The organism is Bradyrhizobium sp. 149, assembly GCF_023073915.1.
In the GTDB taxonomy this organism is placed as follows: Bacteria; Pseudomonadota; Alphaproteobacteria; order Rhizobiales; family Xanthobacteraceae; genus Bradyrhizobium.
In genome coordinates this window covers 338,589-362,589 of sequence record NZ_JADPKK010000019.1, presented here as the reverse complement: position 1 = coordinate 362,589, position 24,001 = coordinate 338,589, and the positions used below count along the sequence as shown (strand labels likewise).

The following is a 24,001-nucleotide window of genomic DNA, read 5'->3' as shown; positions in this document are numbered from 1 at the left end:
CGACAGGATCTGCGAAAAAAGGAGAACAAGATGCGGATGTTGATGGTGGGAGCGGCGCTCGTCATGATGACATCTGCTGCCATGACTTCTGGTGTTATGGCCGACGATGACGATGCCAAGGGAGCGCAGAAGCTCGCCATGCAGGGCCGCGACGATTACTGGCATTGTCTGGCGCGGGAATATTCGCGCGACGGCAATCAGGGCCTGTCGGAACAGGACTTTGGCCGTTCCGTCGCCGGCGCCTGTCCGTCCGAGCGGCAATACTACCGGGTGGCACTGCTTGATTATCTCACCACGCAATATCCGGATATCGATGCCGGCGCCCATCTCGCGACCGCGAACAGGGCGGTGGACTCGGCGCAGAAGGACATCGTGACGGCCTTCGTCAAGCACAGGCCGCCGCAGAAATAGCCATTGACCGTTGGCGTCCCGCAGGCCCTTCCGGCTGTGCGCTCATCCATGATATCACTGGGCGCATCTGGAACAGGGATGGGTTTTCATGTCGTCTGAGTCGGTGGGGGGCATTTTGGGCGCGATTGTCGCGGCGATCGTGCTTGCGGTCGCCGTCGTTTTTGGGCCGATCGGCCAGTACGGCAAGCCGCCCAAGCCCGCGAAAGTCGAGCCGGCTGCGGCGCCGGCTGCCCCTGCCGCGACTGTGCCGCGAGGGCCGGTGATCAAGGAAGTCCCGAACCAATAAGGGCCTGAAAAGGCGTCTTTTCGCCCCTTGCAGAGCGGCTTTGTCGTTCCCATCTAGCCTGTAACGGCGACGTTGAGCGAAAACTCCGGCGCTGGAACGACCTTGGAATTGCTCAGGCTGCGCCGGATGTACGCGCCGCCGGCCGTTCCGGGGTCGTTGGCATTTTGGGCCCGTTTTGGGCCGCTCCCCAGAGAAAACCCGGCTTGCCAGCGCAAGTTCTTGGCAGCACAGGACGCGGCGGATATACGCTGCCGTCATGAATGAAGCGATCAGACCGGGCTCCGACACCCTGCCGCAGACCCCACAGGCGGCGTCGCCATCGCCGCAATTGTCCGTCGTCGTCCCGACCTTCAACGAGCGCGACAATGTCACGGTGCTGTACCGGCGGCTGGAGGCCGCGCTGGCCGGCATTGCTTGGGAAGTCGTGTTCGTCGACGACAATTCGCCTGACGGCACCTGGGACGTCGTGCGCGCGCTGGCGCAGCGCGACAGCCGCGTGCGCTGCGTCCGCCGCATCGGCCGCCGCGGCCTGTCGGGGGCCTGCATCGAGGGCATCCTGGCGTCCAGCGCGCCCTATGCGGCCGTGATCGACGCCGACCTCCAGCACGACGAGACGCAGCTGCCGAAGATGCTGTCGCTGCTCGCGAGCGGGCAGGCCGAGCTCGTGGTCGGCAGCCGCTACATCGAGGGCTACAAGACCGAAGGCTTCAACAAGCAGCGCGCCGGCGCGAGTGCGCTCGCGACCGAGGTCGCAAGGAAGATGCTGCGGGTCGAGATCGCCGATCCCATGAGCGGCTTCTTCATGGTTCGCCGCGACCGTTTCGAGCAGCTCGCGCCGAAACTTTCCGTGCACGGCTTCAAGATCCTGCTCGACCTCGTCGCGAGTGCACACGGCAGCTTGCGCGCCATCGAAATTCCCTACACGTTCGGTGAGCGCCAGCACGGCGAAAGCAAGCTCGATTCCATGGTCGCGCTGGATTTCCTCGGTCTGGTGCTGGCAAAATTCACCAACGATGCCGTCTCGCTGCGCTTCCTGCTGTTCGCGATGGTCGGCGGTATCGGCCTCGTGGTGCATCTCGCCACCCTGTTCATATCGCTCGAGCTCTTCAAGGAGCCGTTCGCGGAAGCGCAGGCCTCCGGCGCCATCGTCGCGATGACCAGCAATTTCGTCATCAACAACTTCCTGACCTATCGCGATCAGCGGCTGAAGGGCTTTGCGCTGCTGCGCGGCCTGATCGCGTTCTACATCGTGTGCAGCGTCGGTCTGCTCGCCAATGTCGGGGTCGCCTTCTCGGTCTACGACCAGGAGCCGATCTGGTGGCTTGCGGGTGCGGCCGGGGCGCTGATGGGCGTGGTGTGGAACTACGCGATGTCCGGACTGTTCGTCTGGCGCAAGAAATAGCGCGCCAAGGAAACAGCCAGGGAAACGGGTAATGGGCGGGGCTGACGCGCGGATCGTCCGCAATACGGCGCTGGTGATCCTTGCGCTGGTCAGCTTGCGGCTCGTCGCGGCTGCCTTCACGCCGATCACCTTCGACGAAGCCTATTACTGGATGTGGTCGAAGAATCTCGCCGGGGGGTATTACGACCACCCGCCGATGGTTGCCTACGTCATCCGCGCCGGCACCCTGATCGCCGGCGACACCGAGCTCGGCGTCCGGCTGGTCTCGATCCTGCTCGCGCTGCCGATGAGCTATGCGATCTATCGCTCCGCCGCGATCCTGTTCGGTGGCGCCCAGGTGGCGGCGACCAGCGCCATCCTGCTCAACGTGACGCTGCTGGCCTCGGTCGGGACGCTGATCGTCACGCCCGATGCGCCGCTTCTGGTTGCCTCCAGCTTCGTGCTGTTCTTTCTCGCAAAGGTGCTGGAGAGCGGCCGCGGCGTCTGGTGGCTCGCGGTCGGCGCAGCCGTCGGCGCGGCGCTCCTGTCGAAATACACCGCGATGTTCTTCGGGCTGGCGATCGTGATCTGGCTCGCGGCCGTGCCGAAACTGCGGCACTGGTTTCTATCACCCTGGCCGTATCTCGGCGGCTTCGTCGCCCTGGCGCTGTTCTCGCCGGTGATCCTCTGGAATGCCGATCATCAATGGGTCTCGTTCGCAAAGCAGCTCGGGCGCGCGAGGATTGAGGATTTTCGTCCGGTCTTCATCGCCGAACTGATCCCGACCCAGATCGCGTTCGCAACTCCGCTCGTCTTCATCCTCGGCGCGATGGGGCTGCACGCGCTGACCTGGCGCCGGGCCGGCGCGCTGGCCTCGCGCGTGCTGATCGAGACGATGTTCTGGACCGTCGTCGCCTATTTTGTCTGGCATTCGCTGCATGCCCGCGTCGAGGCCAACTGGTTCGCGCCGGTCTATCCGCCCTTCGTCATCGCGGCGGCCGCCGCCGCCAATCTCGTGCAGTGGCAGCCGCGCCAGCGTCATCTCGTGGATTTCTGCCTGCGCTGGGCCGCGCCGGTAGGCATCGTGATGTTTGCCGCGCTGATCGTGCAGGCCAATACCGGCTGGCTGTCTGGCTATCGCCGCGATGCGACCGTGCGCAGCGTCGGCGTCGGCTGGCATGAGCTTGCCGCGGAGATTGAAGCGGTGCGCGCCCGCAATGGCGCGACCTGCGTGCTTGCGCCCGACTACGGCACCACGGGCTGGCTCGCCTTCTATCTGCCGCGCGGCAGCTGCGTGGTGCAGCAGAACCAGCGCATCCGCTGGGTCAACATGCCCGAGCCCGATGCAAAACTGCTTGCGGGCAAGCTGATCTATGTCGACGAGCTGCGAAGCGACGGCCATCCCGCCGTCGACGACCTCTTTGCGAAGGTGACGCGGGTCGCGCAATTGCAGCGCAAGCGCGGCCCGCTCGTGGTCGAGACTTACGGCATCGATCTGCTCGAAGGCGCCAAGGGCGACGTGCTGGATCGCTCGCCGCCGCCGGAAGCGCGGTAGCTCTTCGTCGGGACGGCGGAGGTTCAGTCGATCATCTCGGCCTTGGCCGTGGCTTGGTTCGGCTTGTCCTGGTCGCGCCAGAACCAGACGGTCACGACGCCGGACCGGCCGCGGACTTGCGTGAGCAGCGGACCCGACAGAACGCCGTCGGACGCGCCCTGGAAGTCGGCCGCATCCAGCAGCGTATCGCTGAGCGCGAGCCGCGCCCCGTTCTGGACGGCGACCTCCATCAACCGGCTTGCGACGTTGACGGTGTCGCCCGTTGCCGTGATGTGCTGATGGCTTTCGCCGAGGCGGGAGGCGACGATCGGGCCGAAATGCGCGCCGATCTTGAAGCCGAGCTGGTCCCTGATCGCGGGCGGCAATGACGCGATCCAGCGTTCGACGCCGCGGTGCAGGTCGATCGCGCATTTCAGCGCGCGTGCGGCGTCGTCGGGCATCGCGCCGGGCAGGCCGAACAGGATCATGGCGCCGTCGCCGAGGAAGCCGCTGATCATGCCGCCGCAATCGATCGCGGTCCTGTCGATCAGCGCGTGAAACGCCTTCAGAATGTCCTGGAGTTCGTCCGGATCGATCCGCTCGCTCAGCGCCGTGAAACCGGAGAGATCGATGAAGACCGCGGCTGCGTCCTGCCGGACGGGTTTTGACAGGAAATTCGGATCGCGCGCCAGCCACTCCTGCACCGCGGGAGCCTGGAATTGCGCGAGCGACCGGCTCTTCGCGGCGAGATATTGGGTACGGCGGCCTCCGGCCCACAATTGCACGCCGGCAAACATCACAACCGGCGGCACTGCTGCGGCGAGCGTGGTCGCAGCGTTCATCCAGACGCCGTGCGTGAACGCGAACAGATTGAGCGCGGCCCAGGCGATCATCACCGCGGCCGCCGCGACGAGGCCGAGCGCGCTGCGCCGCCAGGCGAGCAGGCCCACCAGCAGCATCGGCAACAGGATCGCGATGAGCGCCTCGGCGATGTGGACCTTGCGGTCGCGGACGACGCCGTCGCCGGCGACGAGATGGGTGATCGCGGTCGAGACCACCTCGACGCCGGGCATCAGGGAATCGAACGGCGTCGGATAGAAATCGCCGCCGCCTGCGACCGAGGCGCCGATCACGACGATCCGGTTCTCGATCGCCGCGCGATTGAGCGTGCCGTCGAAGATGCTCTGCGCGCTCACGGTGCGGATGGTGCGGCGCGGGCCGTAATAGGTGATCGGCAGTGCGAAGTCAGAGTCGGTCGGCACCGCGCGGTCGCCGAGCAGGAGCTGGTCCGGCGCGATCGTGAGCGGCTTGTCGAGCGCGCGCGCCGCGACGCGCAGCGGAAATGACAGCTCGACCTTGTCGCTCGTCCGGAACAGCATCGGCACCGCGAGCGGCGAACCCGATTGTCCGGTCGCAACGTTGACGACCCCGACCTCGGCATGATCGGCGAACGCCGGTAAAGGCAGCAGGAAGCGCTCGGCCTGCGGCAGGGCGGCGAAGGGGCCTTGACCGCTGGCCTCCACGGTCTCGCTGGCGGACGGGAAGATCGCCGCGGCGGCAAGGACCATGGGACCGGTCGCCAGCGTGTTTGCCAGCGTCGCGTCGCCGATCGCAGCGCTGCGGTCGACCAGCAGCAGATCGATGGCGACGACCTTCGGCTTGAACTGCACGATGGTGTCGACCACGCGGGCGAGATCGGCGCGCGGCAGCGGATAGCTGCCGCCGCGCTTCACCACGGTGTCGTCGATCGCGACGATGGTGACGAGATCGGGCGGAATCTGCACGCCGCGGACCTGGGTCCGCCAATCCGTCAGCGTCGCCTCGAGGCGGTCGAGAAAGCGCAGATGACCGGTGGCGTAGCCGGCATAGATGCCCGCGCCCCACAGCGCGGTGAGGGCAAGCGCCGCCAGGATCTGAACGCGTCGGCTACTCATGTGGTCGTGTTGCAATTCTCTATCGTCCAAATATTGTTGTTCGACCTCGTCAACCGAGCCTTATCGACCGAGCCTTATCAACCACGTCTTTTTGTCCAAGTCCTTATTGACCAAGGCCTACCGTCCAAGCCTTATCATCCAAGCCTTACTGTCCAAGTCTTGCCATCAGCGCGTCGACACGCGGCTGGCCCCATGTCTTGACGGTCAACGCACCGGTTGCTTCGACGTCAACGCCTTCGCCCGGGCCTAAACTGACGCCGCGTCCGCGGCTCCTGCGGCTCACGCCGACACGGCCGTCAGCGACGAAGACGGAGGTCTTGGCCTCCCCGACATCGACCGCCCATTTCGTGCCGCGCACCGCGGCGATCGCCTGTGGCGTCAGCACCTTGAAGGGGGTACCGCCGGGCTTCTTGGGCACCTCGACCAGCAGCGCTTTGCTGCTCAACTCCACGGAGTCTATATGTCCGTCGCGGTTGGCGTCCTTAAGTTCAAACCTGGCGCCGTTTTCCGCAACGATCGTGATGCCGTTGTCGCAGCGCCAGGTCTGCGTGCCGGCAGCCGACGGCGATGCCGTGCAGCCCGCATTGGCAGGCTGCGCGGCCGCGTATTCCATCACCAAAGACGACCACAGCAGGACGAAAAACCCAGCGCGCGTGATCCCTCTCATGCCAGCCTCCGTTTGCGTGCTCGGCACAGTCCAAGGCGATGTTGATACGGTGCCGTATCACACGCAGAGGCTGCTGAAAAGTGCCGACATCGCAGCTATTTTCTCGTCACGAGCTTTTCCAGACCGGCGCAATCAACTTTCGGTCAGGCGCCATGCCGCGCGAGCGCCCCGTGAAGGCATGAGTGGCATGCCACGAGAGGTGGAAGCGGGCTATTGCGCACCAGCCTCACGCAATGTTTCCCCGTTAACGTGCGGGTATTGAAGACCACGAAAACGACTTGGTTGGTGCGTCTAGAGATGCGGCCGGAGACGTCCGCTGACGGTGCTGAACCGGTCGAGAATTATGGTTAACAGACGCGCTTAAGTCCGTAGTTCTGCGGCCTTTTTCTCGAAATGGGACGACGTTAACGGGTTGCCCCACATCCGCCCGAACTTAATCCGCATTTAACTAAAAGTGGCCTTAATGACGCTCCGACCCTCTGCGAAATGCTGTTCCCGGATCGTGACCAGCGGCGCTTCGAAGGGGGACTGAGTGACACCGTTCTGGACGCAAGGCGAATGAGTACGAGTATCGCTGCGCAAGGTATCGCGGCACGGAAGTCCAAAGGGTTCTCGAGCAATTCTTATCGGAAGCCTTCCCGGAAAATGAACACCCAAAGCGTGCTTGGTGCCGCCGTGATCGGCTGCGTCGTGCTTGGCGCCGGCTGGACCATCCACAGCAACATCTTTGCCGCCAGCGTCTATCCGACGGTCGGCAGCAGCGGCTACGACGAGCCCGTGATCAAGCGCGCGCCCAGGGTCGCGCTGCGCGAGGCCGGTGAGGCCGTCAAGGAAGCCTTTGCGCTCTTGCCCGACCGGTTGCAGGTGGCCGCGCCGATCTCGCGCGAAATGTTCAACGACCGCTTTGCCGCCGCTGCGACCCAAGGCGTGACCTCGAATGCGGCGAGCGCCGCGCCCGCAACCAAGGTAGCCGAAGCCAAGGACGCGCCGAAGCCGAGCGTGATCGCGAGGGTCGCGGAAGTCCTGAAGCCAGGTCCGGCCAAGATCGCCGACGCTGCGAAGTCCAAGCGCGGCGCCGACGCGCCGGTGCAACTGGCCTCGGCAGATCCGGCCGAGATCGTGCCGGCGCCTGAGGCGAAGGCAAAATCGTTCGCCGATCGCGCCAAGGCGGCGGTGATGTCGGTCACCGGGCCGCGGCAGTCGATGGTGGAAAAGCTCTGGGGCAAGCGTGAGCCGTCCGGCGGGCTGCTCGCCTATGCTTCGGCCGATGCCAGCGTGACCGCTTCGATCGCGCCGAAGGAGCAGAATCCCATGCTCGGCGGTTCGGCGCCCTATGACCGCTCCACCGCGGTTTACGACATCAGCGCGAAAACGGTGTATCTGCCCGACGGCACCAAGCTCGAGGCACATTCCGGCCTCGGCTCCAATCTCGACGATCCCCGTTCCTCGCGCATCCGCATGCGGGGCGTGACGCCGCCGCACATCTACGACCTGAAGCCGCGCGAAGCGCTGTTCCATGGCGTTCCCGCGCTGCGCCTGACCCCGATCGGCGGCGAGAGCGCGATCTACGGCCGGGACGGTCTGCTCGCGCACACCTTCATGCTCGGGCCGAATGGCGACTCCAACGGCTGCGTGTCGTTCAAGGACTACTACGCGTTCCTCGACGCCTACCGCAACAAGGGCATCCGCAAGCTCGCGGTGCTGGCGCGGGTGGAGTGAGGCGCAACGCGCCTCACCGCTTTTTGCACGATCAGCGCTTGACGAAGACTAGGCCGCACGCGCGCGCCTCGTTGCGCTTGCCGGTGCCTCGGGTGCGATCGAACTGCGCATCGACCGTAAAGGCGTAGGGCGAACCGGGCGCGAGGTTGTTCAGGGTGTAGGTGCTTGCTCCTGTCGTTCCGCGCGCGCTCAAAGTCGTCTTGCCGTCCGCGGGGATCTGGCCGTCGATCTCCAGGCGATTGACGGCGCCCTGGCCCTGAGCGTCAGCGTGAAACACCCCGTTTGCAACCGTGGCAGACAGGCCCCGGGTGAAGCCCTGCGCCTTGCCGGTAGCCGGGCAGTTTAACGTCACGTCCCAGTTGCCGTCGAAGTCCTTGGTGCTGCGGGAATTGCTGGTTGCCGGCGCGAGCGCCACCTTCTGCTTGTGGCCTTCAATCCGCGCCTTGGCGAGCGTGGCGAAGATGCAATTCGGGAATCTCGTGAGATGATCCTCGTAGGCACCAAGCGTGCCGATGCCGTCCGCGGCCTTCCAGTGCGCCTCTGCGGCCGCGCAGGGATCCGCCCGCGGCGCGGCTTGCGGCGTTGCGGGCGCCACCGTGACCGACACCGGTCCGTTCAGGTAGAACTTGCCGATGATCGACAGTGATAGCTCCGGGAGCTGGGTCTTGCCGCTGGAATCGTAGACGTCGCTGCTGATGTCGCGAAAAACCTCGCCGATCTCCTGCGGTTCCTCGATGTGCTTCAGGAACGCCGTTGTATAGGGGCTGTTGCGGCCGCTGCCATCGGCTGCCGTCTGCCCGGATTGCGTCGAGAACGAGACGATCGTGCCGCGCGGTGCTTCGACTTTCGACAAGCCCCGCCCGATCGAGGCGGCGCGCGTCATGCCGGCGGAGCGTTTCAAGGTTTCGGCCAACGGATTGTCGCGGCAGGAATCGAGGATGAGGATGCGCAGGTTCTTGGCCTGCTGCAGGTCGTTCACGATGTCGTCCACCCGCACGAAGCGCTTCAGATCGGCTTCGTCGCTCAGCACGGCGTCCACAGGCATCAGATAGTTCACGCCGTTGTACTGCATCGCATGACCACTGTAATAGAACATGGCGACGTCGGCTTTGCTCGCGGCGCGCGCGAAGCGGATGGTCAGGTCCTGCATGTCGGCCTGGCGCAGGTCGATGCCCTGGAGCACCTCGAAGCCGCTGCGCTTGAGCGAGGCGGCGACGTCTTCGGCATCGTGCGAAGGGTTGGGAAGCTGCGCCGTAGAGACATAGGCGCCGTTGCCGATCACCAGCGCGACCCGCGTTTCCGCCGATGCGGGCTCAGGGCATAGCCAGCAGGCGAGGAGGGCGAGGCAGAGTTTGGCGGGGCAAAATCTGGAAAGAGCACGCATGAATGCCTTCCAAGGAAATGTCGAAGAATATTCCTCCAGATTAGCGCATGCGGTGCCGACATCAATGCCTTGCCTGAGAAACGCTCAGACTTCGCGGCCGTGACATCCTGTCACGCCGGGCTCGCCGCCATCGTCTTGCGCACAGCCATTTCGGTCGCGATCGCGTCCCGTACCGCCGGCCGCGCCTGCATGCGCGCCAGATAGGCCGACAACGACGGCCATTGCGCGATGTCGACACCTGCGGGACGGAGCAGCAGCAAAGCCCAAATGAGATGGGAATCCGCGACGGTGAAGCCGTTGCCGACGAGGAATTCGCGGTCCGCCAGATGCGTGGCAGGCATCGACAAGGTCTGCGCTATCCTTGCACGCGGCTTGGCGAGCGAGGCGTCGTCCTTGTACCAGAAGGTCGGAAACAGGAACGCCTTGTGGATCTCGGTCCCGATGAAGCTGAGCCATTCCTGGAGCCGATAGCGATCGGGATCTCCGAACGCGGGTGCAAGGCCCGCCTGCGGCTTCACATCGGCGATGTATTGCAGCACCGCCGCGCTTTCGGTCAGCCGTTCGCCATTCTCCAGCACCAGGACCGGCACCGCGCCCTTCGGCGAAACGCCGAGGAAATCGCTGCCATCGTCCACGACTGTCTTGGTCCAGATATGGGCCAGGTGATACTGCGCCTCGATGCCGGCTTCCATCAGCGCGATGCGGCTGGCGAGCGAGCAGGCCATCGGAAAGAAATAGAGTTGCAGCATCGCCATCGCTCCATCAGCTCAGCGCATCGCCGCGCGCGATGATCGCGAAGCGATCCGACAATTCGGCCAGCGCGACCTCGTGAATGGTCCTTGCGGATAGTACTCCGCCGCGGCCGTTGGGCAGATCTCGCGTGGCGCAGGAATCGGCATCGATCGTCGTGCGAAAGCCGAGGTCGAGCGCGGCCCGGGCAGTCGAGCTGACGCACATATGCGTCATGAAACCCGCCAGCACGATGTTCTTGAGTCCGCCCGCGGCGAGCTGCGCCTGCAGGTCGGTGCCGGCGAAGGCGTTCGGCAGCTCCTTCTCGATCACGGCCTCGTTCGCTAGCGGCGCGAGCTCGGCGGCGATGGCGCCGCGATCGGCGGTGCGGTCGAACAGGCCGCCCGGCTTGCCGCGATGGGCGATATGGAAGATCGCAGCGCCGCTCTGCCGCGCACGGGCGAGTAGCTTCGCAGCGACAGCGATTGCGGGCTCGGCGTCGGGGAGGGCCAGGGGGCCGGCACGGTATTCGTTCTGGATGTCGATCAGCACGAGGCAGGACTGGCCGAGCTTCGGTGGGTTGAGGTCGGCGCCGGAAAGTTCGAGCAGTGTCTTTGGAGCGGTCATGCTGGTCAGGCTTCCCCTAAGGAGATCAGATGGCGCGACACTAGCGCGGCGGCGGCCTGCCATTGCGCAGGACTATTGCAGCACATGGCTGCAAATTTGCAGGAGCGGGCGACGCCTGCTAGCCTCGCCCGCCATGAATTGGGACGATCTGCGCATCATCGCCGCGGTAAGGGACGAGGGCACCTATGCCGGCGCCAGCGCACGGCTGCGCATCGACGAGACCACCGTTGGCCGAAGGCTCGCGCGCATCCAGCGCGATCTCGGCATGCTGCTGTTCGATGCGGTGGACGGCCTGCGCCGGCCGACCCGCCATTGCGAGGCGGTGCTCGAGCATGTCGGCGCCATGGCAGCGCATGTCGCGGCGATCGATCGCATTGGCGAGAGCCAGCCCGGCCCGGTCGGCCGCCTGCGCATTGCCTCGACCAATGCCGTCGCCGAGGAGCTGCTGGCGCCGCACGCCAGCGCCTTCCTGCGCGACAATCCGGGGCTGACCCTGCAGTTTCTGACCTCCAGCAGCAACGTCAAATTCTCGCGCTGGCAGGCTGATCTCGCCATTCGTCTGCGCAAGCCGGAGAAGGGCGACTTCACGATCTCCAAGCTCGGCGACGTCAGGCTGTACTTCTTCGAGCCCAGTGAGCGCGCGGGCGGCGATCCGGTCGCCTGTGTCTATCCGGACGAGCTCGACGCCATTCCGGAGCAGCAGTTTCTGCGCGCGAAGCGGCTGAAGAACGTGCGCTGCATCACCGACAACGTCCGCATCATCCGCACCATGATCCGGTCGCATCAGGTCGTCGGCGTGCTGCCCGAGCACAGCTGCGGGACGTTGCTCGCCGACCGCAGCCTGCGCGCAACGCCTCTGCCGAAGCGCCGCGACGTCTGGCTGCTCGTGCAGAACCACCTCAAGCGCGACCCGGCGACGCGGCTCACCATCGAATGGGTGCGGCATTGCTTCAGGGATTTTGGGCGCGGCTGATGGCGGATGGCCTCGCGTGAACGCGAACCGCGCGCGGCGCGACCAAGTGATGGGATTGCGCGCGCGCCAAGGTTGCGTAATCTGGCGACGACCACGGGCTTGACCAGGGCAGGCGCATGACCACTCTCCAGGACACCGTCCACCCGCAGGCCAAATCGCGGGAATGGAAGGCGATCGTCATCCTGATCCTCCTGATCCCGGTGCTGTGGTCGCCGCCGTTTCTGTTTCGCTTCTTCCTGTATCAGCCGTTCAACATTCCTTCCAATTCGATGGTTCCGACGTTGATGGTCGGCGACTTCGTCTTTGCGGCGAAATATGCCTATGGCTACAGCCGCTATTCGTTTCCGTTCGCGCCGTCCTGGATCTCGGGCCGCATCTTCGCCGCCGAGCCGGCGTATGGCGACGTCGTCGTGTTCCGGACTCCGAAGGATATTTCGGTCGACTACGTCAAGCGCGTGGTCGGGTTGCCCGGTGATCGCATCCAGATACGGCAGGGCCAGCTCATCCTCAACGACCGCACGGTGACGCGTGTCGCTCTCAAGCAGGCACTCGCCGGCTCCACCTGCGGTGTGGATGACGGTGGCAAGGCCAAGCGCTGGCGCGAGACGCTGCCGAACGGCGCGTCCTACGTCACGCAGGACTGCGTCGACAACGGCTATTACGACAACACTGACGTCTACACCGTGCCGCCGGGCCATTTCTTCGTGCTCGGCGACAATCGCGACAATTCGACAGATAGCCGCGTGATGTCGGTGATGGGCTTCGTGCCGATGGACAATCTGGTCGGCAAGGTGACGCGGATATTCTGGTCGCTCGACCAACACGGCGAGCCGCACATGGAGCGGCTGGGAAAAGTGTGGTGAGGGCGTGCCGTCATTCCGTGCCCGGCGCTACGCGCCGTACCGGAATGACGAGCGGAGACAAACAAAAACCCCGGCATCGCTGCCGGGGTTTCGCATTTTGTCGTTTGCCGGAATGGCTGGACTTAGAAATCCATGCCGCCCATGCCGCCGCCCGGGGGCATCGCCGGGCCGGAGCCGCCCTTCTTGGGCAGCTCGGCGACCATGGCTTCCGTGGTGATCAGCAGGGCCGCAACCGAGGCTGCGTTCTGGATCGCGGTACGGACCACCTTGGTCGGGTCGATGATGCCCTTCTTGACGAGGTCGACATATTCGCCGGTCTGGGAGTCGAAGCCGTAGGCGTACGACTTGTTCTCGAGGACCTTGCCGACGATCACCGAGCCGTCTTCACCGGCGTTGATCGCGATCTGGCGAGCGGGCGCGGAGAGCGCCTTGCGCACGATCTCGACGCCGGTCTTCTGGTCGTCGTTCTTGGTGCGCAGGCCCTTGAGCTGCTCGGAAGCACGGAGCAGGGCGACGCCGCCGCCCGGGACAATGCCTTCTTCCACAGCCGCGCGGGTCGCATGCATCGCGTCATCAACGCGATCCTTGCGCTCCTTCACCTCGACCTCGGTCGCGCCGCCGACGCGGATCACCGCGACGCCGCCTGCGAGCTTGGCAAGACGCTCCTGGAGCTTCTCACGGTCGTAGTCCGAGGTGGTTTCCTCGATCTGCGCCTTGATCTGGGCCACGCGCGCTTCGATGTCGGCCTTCTTGCCGGCGCCGTTGACGATCGTGGTGTTCTCCTTGTCGATCATCACCTTCTTGGCGCGACCGAGCATGTTGAGCGTGACGTTCTCGAGCTTGATGCCGAGATCTTCCGAGATGGCCTGGCCGCCGGTCAGGATCGCGATGTCCTGCAGCATGGCCTTGCGGCGATCGCCGAAGCCCGGAGCCTTGACGGCCGCAACCTTCAGACCACCGCGCAGGCGGTTCACGACCAGCGTGGCCAAAGCCTCGCCTTCGACGTCCTCGGCGACGATGACGAGCGGCTTGCCGGTCTGCACCACGGCCTCGAGCAGCGGCAGCAGCTCGTTCAGCGACGAGAGCTTCTTCTCGTTGATGAGGATGTAGGCATCGTCCATCTCGACGCGCATCTTGTCGGCGTTGGTGACGAAGTAGGGCGAGATGTAGCCGCGGTCGAACTGCATGCCCTCGACGACGTCGAGTTCGGTCTCGAGCGACTTGGCTTCCTCGACGGTGATGACACCCTCGTTGCCGACCTTCTTCATGGCGTCGGCGAGGAACTTGCCGATCTCCGCGTCACCGTTGGCCGAGATGGTGCCGACCTGGGCGATCTCGTCGTTCGAGGTGACCTTCTTGGAGTTCTTGACGAGGTCCGCAACGACGGCTTCGACCGCGAGGTCGATACCGCGCTTGAGGTCCATCGGGTTCATGCCGGCGGCAACCGACTTGGCGCCCTCGCGCACGATCGCCTGGGCCAGCACGGTGGCGGTGGTGGTGCCGTCGCCAGCCGCGTCAGCGGACTTCGAAGCGACTTCACGCACCATCTGCGCGCCCATGTTCTCGAACTTGTCCTCGAGCTCGATCTCCTTGGCGACGGTGACGCCGTCCTTGGTGATGCGGGGAGCGCCGAACGACTTGTCGAGCACGACGTTGCGGCCCTTCGGACCGAGCGTGACCTTCACCGCGTTGGCGAGAATGTCGACGCCGCGAAGCATCTTGTCGCGCGCATCGACCGAGAATTTGACTTCTTTAGCTGCCATCTGGATTTTTCCTTAGGTGTTTAGCTGGGGAGAGAGGGGGCTTTTAGGCCGCCTTCTTCTTGGAAGCGGGGACGTCGAGGACGCCCATGATGTCGCTTTCCTTCATGATCAACAGGTCGACGTTGTCGATCTTGACCTCGGTGCCGGACCACTTGCCGAACAGCACGCGGTCGCCGACCTTCAGGTCGATCGGGATCAGCTTGCCAGCTTCGTCGCGGCCACCCGGGCCGACGGCGACGATTTCGCCCTGCGAGGGCTTTTCCTTCGCCGTGTCGGGAATGATGATGCCGCCTGCGGTCTTCTCTTCTGCGTCGATGCGCTTGACCACGACGCGGTCGTGAAGCGGACGGAAATTCATGCAGTTCTCCTAAGCTTTTGCACGATTTGGGAATTTTGGCTTGTTAGCAGTCTGTGCCGGCGAGTGCTAGCACAGGCACAGCTGAGATAAGGCAGGATTTTGGCGGGAGCAAGGGCTTGTAGCAGAAAAATAGCAATCGAAAGCGCCGCCTGCCAAAATCTCTTTCCATCGTTAACCGCCGTCGATGCCCGTATTAGCACGGAGCCACATCTGCTGCTAACGCATTGAATTTCAACAGCTTGTTAAACTTTTGGGCTTGAGATGGATTGTCAGTTTGCGTCACATTTCTCTCATGTGAGCGCATCAGTAGCGGGTGGCTCGTAAGGCGCACCGGAAAGCCACCCCTTGAATGCGCTCCTGCAAAGGAGGTTGGCATGGGCTTGCGGAGTGGGGCCGTTTCGGACGATTTCCGGAAACAGCTGCTGGGTTACGGAATGACGACGGCGCAAATTCTCTATCGGATGCCGGATCATCCCTCGTTGCTTCAGACTTACGTCTGGCAGGACTACGACATGTTTCCGAAATTTCCGGCGTTGAAGGATTTCCTCGCGTTCTGGCAGGAAAAGCTCGACGGACCGCTTCACTCGGTGACAGTAGCGCATTCCAAGCTGATCAAGCCGGCCGAGCTGCGCGCTGTGGACGGCGTTTTTCGTTTGCATTGATCGCGGGATGCGTAGGGTGGATTAGCGCAGCGTAATCCACCACTGTTTGTGTCCTCGGAAGCGAAAGAGGTGGGTTACGCCTACGGCTAACCCACCCTACGAGTCCCTTTTTTGTGCTAGCCTCTTCCCATAACAACAGGGGAGGCAGCCCATGGCCAAGAAAACAAACAAGAAAACAAAATCGCGCAGCGCATCGCAAGCCGCGGTGAAGAAGCGGAGCGGAGCCAAGGCCGCGACCAGATCATCGGCGCGCAAGACGGTGAAGGCGAAAGCGCGCACCGCCATCGCGAAAAAGCCCGCGCGTCCCAAGCAGCGCATCGCCATCAGCCATCACCGCGAGGAAGACTTCAAGGCCGACGGCCTGCGCACCTATGCGAAGTATCGCGATCTCGGCATCGCCGCCGCAAGCCACGGCCTCGCGCAGGCGCACGTGATCCGGCTGCAAGGTCCGTGCAATCCGGACGAGGTCTCGAAGCTGCACTTCCACGACGTCGAATTCCAGATGGTCTACGTGCTCAAGGGCTGGGTGAAGACCTATATGGAGGGAGAGGGGGAGACGCTGATGAAAGAGGGCAGCGCCTGGACCCAGCCGCCAAAGATCAAGCACATGATTTTGGATTACTCGGACGACGTCGAGCTGCTGGAGGTGATCCTCCCGGCGGAGTTCAAGACGGTCGAGCTGAAGGCGTAGGCTTTCTCCTCGTCATTGCGAGGAGCTCTCGCGACGAAGCAATCCAGAACTTTCCGCGGACGCAGACTGGACTGCTTCGCTTCCTCGTAGTGACGGCGCTCTTGTAGCCTGCATTGCGCTGGGCTCCATCCGGCCTACGACGGCGTCAGGTGATGACACCCACCACCGCTCCCATCAGACATGTCGTCAGCGTGCCTGATACGATCGACTTCAGCCCGAGCGCATTGATCTCCGCACGCCGTTCCGGCGCCATCACGCCGAGACCGCCGATCATGATGCCGAGGCTGGCGAAATTGGCAAAGCCGCACATCGCATAGAGCATGATCAGGCGCGAGCGCGGATCGAGCGCGCCGGGCGGCAGCTTTGAGAAATCGACATAGGCGATCAGCTCGTTGAGCACGGTTTTCGTGCCCATCAGGCTGCCGGCGGTGATCGCCTGGTCCCATGGCAATCCCATCAGCCAGCACACCGGTGCCATCACCAACCCCAGCAGACGCTGCAACGAGATCGCGGCACCGCCGATATCAGGCAGCAGGCCGAGAATCGCATTGACGAGATAAACCAGCGCGACCAGCACCAAGAGCATTGCGACGATGTTGATCAGCAGCTCGATCCCCGCGCCGGTCCCTTTCACGATCGCGTCCATCGTGCCGGAGACCTCCATGTCGGGATCCTCCAGCGCGCCGCCGGTGCGCTTGTCGGATGTCTCGGGCACCATGATCAGGCTGACCAGGATCGCGGCGGGCGCGCCCAGCACGGAGGCGATGACGAAATGCGCGGCCGCGTCAGGAATGAGCGGAGCAAGGAGCGTCGCGTAGAGCACAAGCACCGTACCGGCGATGCCGGCCATGCCTCCGGTCATCACCAGGAACAACTCGCTGCGGGTCATCTGCGCGAGATAAGGCCGCACGAACAGCGGCGCCTCGACCATGCCGAGAAAGATGTTGGCCGCGGTCGAGAGCCCGACCGCGCCGCCGACCCCGAGCGTCCGCTCCAGCAGCCAGGCCACGCCGCGCACGACCGGCGGCAGCACGTGCCAATAGAACAGCAGCGTGGTCAGCACGCTCATGACCAGCACGATCGGCAACGCCTGAAACGCCAGGATGAAATCGGCGCCCGGCACCTTCAGATCGAAGGGCAGGGTGCCGCCGCCGATATAGCCGAACACGAAGGAGGAGCCGGCGCGCGAGGCCGCGGAGATCGCACCGACCGCCTCGTTGATGGCGCCGAAGGTGCGCGCGACGACGGGCAGCTTCAGCAGGACGATCGCGGTGACGAAGGTCGCGACCAGGCCGATCGCCGCCTGGCGCAGCGAGACCGCGCGGCGATTCTCTGCCAACGCGAATGCGATCAACAGCAATGCGAAAATGCCGAGTGCCGATTGCAGCCGCAGCATGATGTCCCCAAACCCCGATGATTATGGCCACCGCTGCGTTGCAAACGCAATGCCGGAGCTTGTCGGAGGGTCCCGCTGTTGACAAGCAGGTCCGCGTCAGCCACGCGGAGCACGTTGATATCAGGAGCCGGACAGCCCGAGCGTGACCGAAGAGGCGATGCCAGACCAGCCAATCTCGGGAAACCCGCCGGCCAGTGTCCGCGCGCTCCTCTGCCATCGCGCCTTCCTGTTCTTTCTGCTCTCGCGCAGCCTGTCGCGTTTCTCCAGCCAGATCGCGGCGGTCGCGATCGGCTGGCAGATCTACGATCTCACCGGCTCGGCCTTCGACCTCGGCATGGTCGGCCTCGTGCAATTCCTGCCCACGGCGCTGCTGGTGTTCGTCGCCGGCCATGCCGCCGACCGTTTTGAGCGCAAGCGCGTGGTCCAGCTCTGCCAGCTCGTGGAAGCGGGGACCGCGCTCTATCTCGGCGTCATCACCTATCTCGGCGCGGTCGGCGAGGTGCAGATCTTTGTCGCGACCTTCGTGCTCGGCATTGCCGGCGCGTTCGAGAGCCCGACCACCGCGGCGCTGCTGCCACTGATCGCGCCGCAGGGATCGCTCCAGCGCGCCACCGCCGTCTCCAGCGGCGCGGCACAGGTCGCGACCATTATCGGTCCGGCGCTTGGCGGCTTCGCCTATGCGATCGCGCCGCATCTCGCCTATGCCGTGATGCTGCTGTTCTGGATCTTTGGGATGATCCTGACCGGCTTCATCCGGCCACGCCCGCAGGCGATCGCCAAGGATATGGCGGGAGCCGGCGATATCTTCGCCGGCGGTCGCTTCATCCGCAGCAATCCGGCGATCCTCGGCACCATCTCGCTCGATCTGTTCGCGGTGCTGTTCGGCGGCGTCACCGCACTGTTGCCCATCTATGCCCGCGACATTCTCCAGACCGGCCCGATGGGGCTCGGGATCTTACGTGCCGCGCCGGCGCTCGGCGCGCTGCTGATGACGATGGTGCTGGCCCGTCACGCCATCTCGCGGCATGTGGGCCTGCGCATGTTTCAGGCTGTGATCGTGTTCGGAGTCGCGACGATCGTGTTCGCACTGTCGTCCTGGATGTGGCTGTCGGTGCTCGCGCTCGCCGTTCTCGGCGCGGCCGATACGATCAGCGTCGTGATCCGCTTCTCGCTGGTGCAGCTCGCGACCCCCGACGAGATGCGGGGCCGGGTCGGGGCGGTGAACTTCCTCTTCATCAACGCCTCCAACCAGCTGGGCCAGTTCGAAAGCGGGGTCGCAGCCGCACTGTTCGGCGCCATGCCGGCGGCCGTGCTGGGCGGCGTCTGCACGGTCGCGGTGGCGCTGCTGTGGATGAAGTTGTTCCCGAGCCTGCGCCAGGTGGAGAGTCTGGAATAGGGCGGGAGCTCTCTCTCCCGTCATTGCGAGGAGCCCTTGCGACGAAGCAATCCCAGCTGCCTCCGAGGAGGGACTGGATTGCTTCGCTCTGCTCGCAATGACGACTGCGGAAATAACGCAGATCAATCAATGGGGCGCTGCCGCGCGCCTACTGTGCATGGGGTTGTTTTCGCGTTTTTTGAGTTAGCCTCGTCCCACGAACGGCATCTTGGTTGCCATGACAGTCATGGTCAGCACGTTGGCGTCGAGCGGCAGGCCGGCCATGTAGGCGACGGCGTCGCCGACCGCCTTCGCATCCATGCGTGGCTCCTGCTTCGACGAGCCATCGGGCTGCAGCACGCCGGGGCCATTGACCATGCGATCCGTCATCGGCGTCGCGGCATTGCCGATGTCGACCTGGCCGACCGCGATGTCGTACATGCGACCATCGAGATTGGAGGCCTTGGTCAGGCCCGTGATGGCGTGCTTGGTCGAGGTATAGGCTGCCGAGAACGGCCGCGGCGCATGCGCCGAGATCGAGCCGTTGTTGATGATGCGGCCGCCGCGCGGGGTCTGGTCCTTCATGATGCGGAAGGCGTGCTGGGTGCACAAGAACGGACCGGTGAGGTTGGTGTTCACCACCGCCTGCCACTGCTCGAGGCTGAGATCCTCGAAATTCACGGGCGGGGCGCCCATGCCGGCATTGTTGAAGAGCACGTCGAGGCGACCATAGGTGTCCTTCACCTTGGCGAACAGCGCGGCAATCGAGTCCGGCTTGGTCATGTCGGCGGTGACACAGAGGCTTTTTCCCGCGGGGCCGAGCTTCGCGGTCTCCTCGAGCATATCGAGCCGGCGCCCGACCAGCACCACTGTGAAGCCGGTGTTCATCAGCGCCAGTGACGCCGCGCGCCCGACTCCGGTCCCGGCGCCCGTCACCAGCGCGATCTTTTTCGCTTCACTCATCGTTTCCTGCCTTTTCTCTTGCGTTGTCAGGTTTTGGCTTCTTTTTCGTTCTTGTAGGGCGGCCGCGGAATATTCTGATGCGCGGCGCGCAAGGCCGCCGACCAGCGCGAGCGCAAATCGTGGAAATACGGCTCCCCCGCCTCGATGCGGTGGTTGAGATCGGCCTCGCAGGCATCGGCACGCACCACCAGCACGTCGATCGGCAGGCCGACGCCGAGATTCGAGCGCATGGTCGAATCCATCGAGATCAGCCCGGTCTTCAAGGCTTCGTAGAGCTCGACGTCGTAATGCATGGCGCGGTCGAGCACCGGCTTGCCGTATTTGTGCTCGCCGATCTGCAAATAGGGCGTGTCGGTGGTGCATTCGATGAAATTGCCGGCGGTATAGACCATGAACAGGCGCATGCGCGCGCCGTTGATCTGACCGCCGAACAGGAAGGACACGTCGAACGACACGTCCTCGGACCTCAGTGCCGGTCCCTCGGTCGTGTGCACGGCCCGGATCGCCCGGCCGATGCGCTGGGCGGCCTGGAACATGGTCGGCGCGTTCATCAGCGTCTCGATCTCACCCGTGTTGGGGTCTTCGAGGCCCTCCGTCAGCGTCGAGAGCACCGACTGGCTGATGGCGAGGTTGCCGGCGCTGGCGATCGCCATGATGCGGTCGCCGGGTTTGGAGAAGATGTGGAGCTTGCGGAAGGTCGAGACGTTGTCGAGGCCGGCATTGGTGCGGGTGTCGGCGATCATCACCAGACCGTCCCGAACCAGGATTCCGCAACAATAGGTCATTTCCAGTCCCCGAACGCGTTTGCGCGGAATTACTAGCCAATTTCAAGGGCCGCTCCAACCCCCGATTCCCGCGGGGCGGCCGGCCGAAGCTGTACGCGGGCGAGGGGCGGTGCGTGGCGCGGTTCAGCTCTGCCGCTGGGACTGCGATTGCGACTGGCCACCGCGGCCGGCCTGCTCGACCTTCACGGTCACCGCCAGCGTCTCCGCGCCGCCGCCATAGCGGGTGCCGCGCACGGGGGCGGCGCCGAGATAATCGAGCCCGATCGCGACGCGGACATGGGCATCGGTGGCGCAGATGCTGTTGGCGGGATCGAAGCCGACCCAGCCGAGACCGTCGACATAGGCCTCCGCCCAGGCATGGCCTGCTTCCTGATGCACCGTGCCGTCGGAGCGCAGGAAGTGGCCGGAGACGAAGCGCGCCGGCACGCCGCCGCTGCGGGCGCAGGCGATGAAGATGTGCGCGTAGTCCTGGCAGACACCGCGCTTGAGCGTGAACGCTTCCGCCGCGGACGTGCCGCTGTTGGTCGGGTCCTCGTCGAAGGTCATGTGATCGCCGATTTGCGTCATCAGCGTGTGCAGGAAGCCGAGCGTGTCGCTCTCCGCCTCGCTGCGCAGCTGGCGCGCAACCGCATTCATCGCCGGACTGACGGCCGTGAGGTCGGTGGCGCGCAAGAACATGCCGGCCGGAAAGCGCTCATCGGCGCCGCGGAGAACGCCGCCGGTGTCGTGGGTCTCGACCAGGCCCTCGGCGGTGATCTTGATGTTGTCGACCGGTCCGCAGGACAGCACATGGGTGACGTTGCCGAACGCGTCCTCGTGGGTGTCGAGCTTGGTGTCGGTCGACACGTCGATCTGCCACTCCGCCACATATTGCCCGTCATGGCTGCCGGGAGTCATGCGCAGGATCTGGATGACGCTCGTGGCCTGCGGCTCGTAGCGATAGGTCGTGGTGTGCAGGATTCGCAGGCGCATGGTGGACCGTTGTTCTGGCGTCATCGTTCCGGGCTTGCCCGCGGGCGTCCCGGAATGACAGCAGTATCAGATCAGATACTGCTTCGTGATGATTTCGCCCAGCCTGGAATTGTCCAGGATGAATTCCTGAATGAATTCATGCACACCATGCTGGAAAATGTCGTTCATGTTGCTGTGTTCCAGCCGGTTGCGGATGCCGCGGGCATGGCGCTGGGCCGGGCCCTGGCGGCCATAGGCGACGCCGATCTGGTCGAGATTGCGCACCAGATTGCCGTAGCAGCTTGCGAGCGAACGCGGCAGCGAATCGTTGAGGATGAGCAAATCCGCGATCAGCCAGGGTTTCAGTGTCTCGCGATAGACCCAGTGATAGGCCGTCAGCGCCGAGACCGAGCGCAGGATCGAGGTCCACTGGTAGAAATCGAGCGGGCCGCCGACGTGCTCCTCCTCGGGCAGCAGCACATGGTATTTCACATCGAGAATGCGCGCAGTGTTGTCGGCGCGTTCGAGATGCAGGCCCATCCGCGAGAACCAGTAAGCGTCGTTGCGCAGCATGGTCCGGTAGGCCGAGCCGTCGAAACGCAGCGAGGTCTCCTGCACGAAGCGCAGGAACTTTGCGAGATCCTCGCGCGTGGAGGTCCCTCTGCTCCAGACTTCCTGCAATTCGATCCAGGCCGAGTTGATGGTGTCCCACATCTCGCTCGTCAGCGCGGTGCGCACCGAGCGCGAATTCAGCCTCGCCGCCTCGATGCAATTCCTGATCGAGGACGGATTGTCTGCCGAGAACGAGAGATAATCGACGACGTTGTGCTCGTTGGCTTCTTCATACTGCTGATAGAAGCTCGCGGCGACGCCGGCGGTCAAAAGCGCCGAGTCCCATTCGTTGGTCTTGCCGATATAGGCGGCGGGAAGCGCGGTGACGCGCAGCGTCGCATCGATGGTGCGCGCGAGATACTCGGCCCGTTCGACGTAGCGGGCGAGCCAATAGAGGTTTTCGGCGGTACGCGACAGCATCTCTCTACTCGTCCAGGATCCAGGTATCTTTGGTGCCGCCGCCCTGGCTCGAATTCACCACCAGGGAGCCTTCCTTCAGGGCAACACGAGTCAACCCGCCGGGCACGATCGTGGTGCTCTTGCTGCCGGTGAGCACGAACGGCCGCAGGTCCACGTGGCGCGGCGCAAGGCCGGAAGCCGTACAGGTCGGGCAGGTCGAGAGCGCCAGCGTCGGCTGCGCAATGAAGCCCTCGGGCTCGCGCTTGAGCTTTTCGCGGAAGGCCTCGATCGTTGCTTTGGTCGCGGCAGGACCGATCAGCATGCCGTAGCCGCCGGAGCCGTGCACCTCCTTCACGACGAGTTCGCTCAGATTATCCAGCACATAGGCGAGATCCTTCGGCTCGCGGCAGCGCCAGGTCTGCACGTTCTTCAGGATCGGCTCCTCGCCGAGGTAGAATTTTACGATGTCCGGCATGTAGGAGTAGATCGCCTTGTCGTCGGCGATGCCGGTGCCGACTGCGTTGGCAAGCGTGATGTTGCCGGCCGCATAGGCTGACATCAGTCCGGGTACGCCGAGCGCGGAGTCGGGGCGGAAGGTAAGGGGATCGAGGTAGTCGTCGTCAACGCGGCGATAGATCACGTCGACCCGTTTCACGCCCTCGGTCGTCCGCATGAACACTTCGTTGTTCTTGACGATGAGGTCGCGGCCCTCGACCAGCTCGATGCCGAGCTTATCGGCAAGGAATGAGTGCTCGTAATAGGCCGAGTTGTAGACGCCCGGCGTGAGCAGCGCGACCGTCGGCTCGCCCGAGGCGCTCTGCGGCGCGACCGAGCGCAAGGCGGATAGCAGCTCGTCCGGATAGCGCTCGACCGGCGCCACCCTGTGGCGGGCGAACAGGTCCGGAAACAGCCGCATCATGATCTCGCGGTTTTCCAGCATGTAGGACACGCCCGAAGGCGTGCGCGCATTGTCCTCCAGCACGATGAAGTCCTCGGCATCGACCCGGACGATGTCGATGCCGGCGATGTGCACGTAGACGTCATGCGGCACCTGCTGGCCGTTCATCTCGGGACGGAAAACCGGGTTCTGAAAGATAAGGTCGTCGGGCACGATCTCGGCGCGGAGGATGTCGCGGCCGTGATAGATGTCGCGCAGGAACATGTTGAGCGCGCGCACGCGCTGCTTCAGACCCTTCTCCAGCAGCGCCCATTCCTTGCCGGACATGATCCGGGGGATCACGTCGAAGGGGATCAGGCGCTCCGTGGATTCGGAGTCGCCATAGACAGCGAAGGTAATGCCGATGCGGCGGAAGAGGAGCTCGGCCTCCTGGCGGCGATATTCGAGCGCCTCGGGAGGCGTCTCCTTGAGCCAGCGCGCCAGCTCCTGATAGGCGGGGCGAAGGTCCCCACCTGGAATGTTCATTTCATCAAACGCGACTGCCATAGATCCCGACTTGTCTCCGCAAGGCGTTGCGCCATTGGACAGGTCGCCAAGGCCTTCGAGACCGCAACGTCCTGGCCATGCGGCAAGAGTGCAT

Annotated in this window: 23 protein-coding genes; 10 read left to right on the top strand and 13 right to left on the bottom strand. The window is 64.3% G+C overall.

Going from position 1 to position 24,001, the window contains the following annotated elements:
* The first annotated feature begins 30 nt into the window (after positions 1-30).
* The 4 genes from IVA88_RS13430 (at position 31) to IVA88_RS13415 (ending at position 3,633) form a co-directional block, all read left to right on the top strand.
* Positions 31-411: a hypothetical protein gene (locus IVA88_RS13430; protein ID WP_247497718.1), complete on the top strand. Its 381-nt coding sequence runs from the start codon at positions 31-33 to the stop codon at positions 409-411.
* A gap of 88 nt (positions 412-499) precedes the next feature.
* Entirely contained in the window at positions 500-697 is a 198-nt protein-coding gene (locus IVA88_RS13425; RefSeq protein WP_247497717.1) for a hypothetical protein, read from the top strand.
* Between the two features lie 256 nt (positions 698-953).
* The gene (locus IVA88_RS13420) at positions 954-2,099 is read left to right on the top strand and encodes a glycosyltransferase family 2 protein (RefSeq protein ID WP_247497716.1); all 1,146 of its coding nucleotides are present in this window, start codon (positions 954-956) and stop codon (positions 2,097-2,099) included.
* Positions 2,100-2,130: 31 nt separating this feature from the next.
* Entirely contained in the window at positions 2,131-3,633 is a 1,503-nt protein-coding gene (locus IVA88_RS13415) for a glycosyltransferase family 39 protein (RefSeq protein ID WP_247497715.1), read from the top strand.
* Between the two features lie 23 nt (positions 3,634-3,656).
* Here the strand turns inward: IVA88_RS13415 and IVA88_RS13410 are convergent, their stop codons facing one another.
* Together IVA88_RS13410 and IVA88_RS13405 are read right to left on the bottom strand one after the other, a co-directional pair.
* Positions 3,657-5,546 (bottom strand): adenylate/guanylate cyclase domain-containing protein, encoded by a 1,890-nt coding sequence (locus IVA88_RS13410; protein WP_247497714.1) that lies wholly within the window; start codon positions 5,544-5,546, stop codon positions 3,657-3,659.
* A gap of 145 nt (positions 5,547-5,691) precedes the next feature.
* Entirely contained in the window at positions 5,692-6,213 is a 522-nt protein-coding gene (locus IVA88_RS13405; RefSeq protein WP_247497713.1) for a FecR domain-containing protein, read from the bottom strand.
* A gap of 645 nt (positions 6,214-6,858) precedes the next feature.
* Between IVA88_RS13405 and IVA88_RS13400 the strand changes: the two genes are divergently transcribed.
* Positions 6,859-7,932 (top strand): DUF2778 domain-containing protein, encoded by a 1,074-nt coding sequence (locus IVA88_RS13400; RefSeq protein WP_247497712.1) that lies wholly within the window; start codon positions 6,859-6,861, stop codon positions 7,930-7,932.
* A gap of 31 nt (positions 7,933-7,963) precedes the next feature.
* Here IVA88_RS13400 and IVA88_RS13395 read toward each other — a convergent pair whose 3' ends face one another.
* The 3 genes from IVA88_RS13395 to IVA88_RS13385 all read right to left on the bottom strand — a co-directional run bounded on the left by IVA88_RS13395 (position 7,964) and on the right by IVA88_RS13385 (position 10,672).
* Positions 7,964-9,316: a caspase family protein gene (locus IVA88_RS13395; protein ID WP_247497711.1), complete on the bottom strand. Its 1,353-nt coding sequence runs from the start codon at positions 9,314-9,316 to the stop codon at positions 7,964-7,966.
* Between the two features lie 110 nt (positions 9,317-9,426).
* Positions 9,427-10,065, bottom strand: a complete 639-nt coding sequence (locus IVA88_RS13390) for a glutathione binding-like protein (RefSeq protein WP_247497710.1) — start codon at positions 10,063-10,065, stop codon at positions 9,427-9,429.
* Between the two features lie 13 nt (positions 10,066-10,078).
* Positions 10,079-10,672 carry a cysteine hydrolase family protein gene (locus IVA88_RS13385; RefSeq protein ID WP_247497709.1) on the bottom strand — a complete coding sequence of 198 codons (594 nt, stop codon included), beginning with the start codon at positions 10,670-10,672 and terminating at the stop codon, positions 10,079-10,081.
* 133 nt (positions 10,673-10,805) lie between these two features.
* Between IVA88_RS13385 and IVA88_RS13380 the strand changes: the two genes are divergently transcribed.
* Positions 10,806-11,645 carry a LysR family transcriptional regulator gene (locus tag IVA88_RS13380; protein WP_247497708.1) on the top strand — a complete coding sequence of 280 codons (840 nt, stop codon included), beginning with the start codon at positions 10,806-10,808 and terminating at the stop codon, positions 11,643-11,645.
* Positions 11,646-11,761: 116 nt separating this feature from the next.
* Positions 11,762-12,508 carry a signal peptidase I gene (lepB, locus tag IVA88_RS13375; protein ID WP_247497707.1) on the top strand — a complete coding sequence of 249 codons (747 nt, stop codon included), beginning with the start codon at positions 11,762-11,764 and terminating at the stop codon, positions 12,506-12,508.
* 122 nt (positions 12,509-12,630) lie between these two features.
* Here lepB and groL read toward each other — a convergent pair whose 3' ends face one another.
* Both groL and IVA88_RS13365 read right to left on the bottom strand, forming a co-directional pair.
* A complete protein-coding gene (gene groL, locus IVA88_RS13370) occupies positions 12,631-14,271 on the bottom strand; it encodes a chaperonin GroEL (RefSeq protein WP_247497706.1) in 1,641 nt (546 codons plus the stop codon).
* Positions 14,272-14,314: 43 nt separating this feature from the next.
* Positions 14,315-14,629 (bottom strand): co-chaperone GroES, encoded by a 315-nt coding sequence (locus IVA88_RS13365; protein WP_007611913.1) that lies wholly within the window; start codon positions 14,627-14,629, stop codon positions 14,315-14,317.
* A 374-nt stretch (positions 14,630-15,003) separates the two neighbouring features.
* On the opposite strand from IVA88_RS13365, the gene IVA88_RS13360 reads away from it, so the two are divergent.
* Positions 15,004-15,291 carry an usg protein gene (locus IVA88_RS13360; protein ID WP_007611911.1) on the top strand — a complete coding sequence of 96 codons (288 nt, stop codon included), beginning with the start codon at positions 15,004-15,006 and terminating at the stop codon, positions 15,289-15,291.
* 151 nt (positions 15,292-15,442) lie between these two features.
* On the top strand, positions 15,443-15,982 hold the full coding sequence (locus tag IVA88_RS13355) for a cupin domain-containing protein (RefSeq protein ID WP_247497705.1): 540 nt from the start codon (positions 15,443-15,445) through the stop codon (positions 15,980-15,982).
* Between the two features lie 145 nt (positions 15,983-16,127).
* Here the strand turns inward: IVA88_RS13355 and IVA88_RS13350 are convergent, their stop codons facing one another.
* Entirely contained in the window at positions 16,128-17,378 is a 1,251-nt protein-coding gene (locus IVA88_RS13350; RefSeq protein ID WP_247497704.1) for a nucleoside transporter C-terminal domain-containing protein, read from the bottom strand.
* Positions 17,379-17,535: 157 nt separating this feature from the next.
* Between IVA88_RS13350 and IVA88_RS13345 the strand changes: the two genes are divergently transcribed.
* Positions 17,536-18,774 (top strand): MFS transporter, encoded by a 1,239-nt coding sequence (locus IVA88_RS13345; RefSeq protein WP_247497703.1) that lies wholly within the window; start codon positions 17,536-17,538, stop codon positions 18,772-18,774.
* A gap of 183 nt (positions 18,775-18,957) precedes the next feature.
* Here the strand turns inward: IVA88_RS13345 and IVA88_RS13340 are convergent, their stop codons facing one another.
* From IVA88_RS13340 to IVA88_RS13320, 5 genes are all read right to left on the bottom strand, one after another.
* Positions 18,958-19,716 carry an SDR family oxidoreductase gene (locus tag IVA88_RS13340; RefSeq protein WP_247497702.1) on the bottom strand — a complete coding sequence of 253 codons (759 nt, stop codon included), beginning with the start codon at positions 19,714-19,716 and terminating at the stop codon, positions 18,958-18,960.
* A gap of 26 nt (positions 19,717-19,742) precedes the next feature.
* Positions 19,743-20,501 carry a proteasome-type protease gene (locus IVA88_RS13335; protein WP_247497701.1) on the bottom strand — a complete coding sequence of 253 codons (759 nt, stop codon included), beginning with the start codon at positions 20,499-20,501 and terminating at the stop codon, positions 19,743-19,745.
* Positions 20,502-20,624: 123 nt separating this feature from the next.
* Complete coding sequence (locus tag IVA88_RS13330) at positions 20,625-21,473, bottom strand: transglutaminase family protein (protein ID WP_247497700.1); 849 nt, start codon at positions 21,471-21,473, stop codon at positions 20,625-20,627.
* A 66-nt stretch (positions 21,474-21,539) separates the two neighbouring features.
* A complete protein-coding gene (locus IVA88_RS13325) occupies positions 21,540-22,484 on the bottom strand; it encodes an alpha-E domain-containing protein (RefSeq protein ID WP_247453793.1) in 945 nt (314 codons plus the stop codon).
* Positions 22,485-22,488: 4 nt separating this feature from the next.
* On the bottom strand, positions 22,489-23,907 hold the full coding sequence (locus tag IVA88_RS13320) for a circularly permuted type 2 ATP-grasp protein (RefSeq protein WP_247497699.1): 1,419 nt from the start codon (positions 23,905-23,907) through the stop codon (positions 22,489-22,491).
* Positions 23,908-24,001 lie beyond the last annotated feature (94 nt).

What these genes read in the sequence shown, in the direction of transcription:
- IVA88_RS13400 (WP_247497712.1), top strand. Translation starts at nt 6,859, where the DNA reads ATGAACACCCAAAGCGTGCTTGGTGCCGCCGTGATCGGCTGCGTCGTG.
- IVA88_RS13390 (WP_247497710.1), bottom strand. Translation starts at nt 10,065, where the DNA reads ATGCTGCAACTCTATTTCTTTCCGATGGCCTGCTCGCTCGCCAGCCGC.
- IVA88_RS13325 (WP_247453793.1), bottom strand. Translation starts at nt 22,484, where the DNA reads ATGCTGTCGCGTACCGCCGAAAACCTCTATTGGCTCGCCCGCTACGTC.
- IVA88_RS13395 (WP_247497711.1), bottom strand. Translation starts at nt 9,316, where the DNA reads ATGCGTGCTCTTTCCAGATTTTGCCCCGCCAAACTCTGCCTCGCCCTC.
- IVA88_RS13425 (WP_247497717.1), top strand. Translation starts at nt 500, where the DNA reads ATGTCGTCTGAGTCGGTGGGGGGCATTTTGGGCGCGATTGTCGCGGCG.
- IVA88_RS13420 (WP_247497716.1), top strand. Translation starts at nt 954, where the DNA reads ATGAATGAAGCGATCAGACCGGGCTCCGACACCCTGCCGCAGACCCCA.
- IVA88_RS13365 (WP_007611913.1), bottom strand. Translation starts at nt 14,629, where the DNA reads ATGAATTTCCGTCCGCTTCACGACCGCGTCGTGGTCAAGCGCATCGAC.
- IVA88_RS13355 (WP_247497705.1), top strand. Translation starts at nt 15,443, where the DNA reads ATGGCCAAGAAAACAAACAAGAAAACAAAATCGCGCAGCGCATCGCAA.
- IVA88_RS13350 (WP_247497704.1), bottom strand. Translation starts at nt 17,378, where the DNA reads ATGCTGCGGCTGCAATCGGCACTCGGCATTTTCGCATTGCTGTTGATC.
- IVA88_RS13415 (WP_247497715.1), top strand. Translation starts at nt 2,131, where the DNA reads ATGGGCGGGGCTGACGCGCGGATCGTCCGCAATACGGCGCTGGTGATC.
- IVA88_RS13405 (WP_247497713.1), bottom strand. Translation starts at nt 6,213, where the DNA reads ATGAGAGGGATCACGCGCGCTGGGTTTTTCGTCCTGCTGTGGTCGTCT.
- IVA88_RS13385 (WP_247497709.1), bottom strand. Translation starts at nt 10,672, where the DNA reads ATGACCGCTCCAAAGACACTGCTCGAACTTTCCGGCGCCGACCTCAAC.
- IVA88_RS13360 (WP_007611911.1), top strand. Translation starts at nt 15,004, where the DNA reads ATGGGCTTGCGGAGTGGGGCCGTTTCGGACGATTTCCGGAAACAGCTG.
- groL (WP_247497706.1), bottom strand. Translation starts at nt 14,271, where the DNA reads ATGGCAGCTAAAGAAGTCAAATTCTCGGTCGATGCGCGCGACAAGATG.
- IVA88_RS13330 (WP_247497700.1), bottom strand. Translation starts at nt 21,473, where the DNA reads ATGCGCCTGCGAATCCTGCACACCACGACCTATCGCTACGAGCCGCAG.
- IVA88_RS13380 (WP_247497708.1), top strand. Translation starts at nt 10,806, where the DNA reads ATGAATTGGGACGATCTGCGCATCATCGCCGCGGTAAGGGACGAGGGC.
- IVA88_RS13430 (WP_247497718.1), top strand. Translation starts at nt 31, where the DNA reads ATGCGGATGTTGATGGTGGGAGCGGCGCTCGTCATGATGACATCTGCT.
- IVA88_RS13320 (WP_247497699.1), bottom strand. Translation starts at nt 23,907, where the DNA reads ATGGCAGTCGCGTTTGATGAAATGAACATTCCAGGTGGGGACCTTCGC.
- IVA88_RS13340 (WP_247497702.1), bottom strand. Translation starts at nt 19,716, where the DNA reads ATGAGTGAAGCGAAAAAGATCGCGCTGGTGACGGGCGCCGGGACCGGA.
- IVA88_RS13335 (WP_247497701.1), bottom strand. Translation starts at nt 20,501, where the DNA reads ATGACCTATTGTTGCGGAATCCTGGTTCGGGACGGTCTGGTGATGATC.
- lepB (WP_247497707.1), top strand. Translation starts at nt 11,762, where the DNA reads ATGACCACTCTCCAGGACACCGTCCACCCGCAGGCCAAATCGCGGGAA.
- IVA88_RS13345 (WP_247497703.1), top strand. Translation starts at nt 17,536, where the DNA reads ATGCCAGACCAGCCAATCTCGGGAAACCCGCCGGCCAGTGTCCGCGCG.
- IVA88_RS13410 (WP_247497714.1), bottom strand. Translation starts at nt 5,546, where the DNA reads ATGAGTAGCCGACGCGTTCAGATCCTGGCGGCGCTTGCCCTCACCGCG.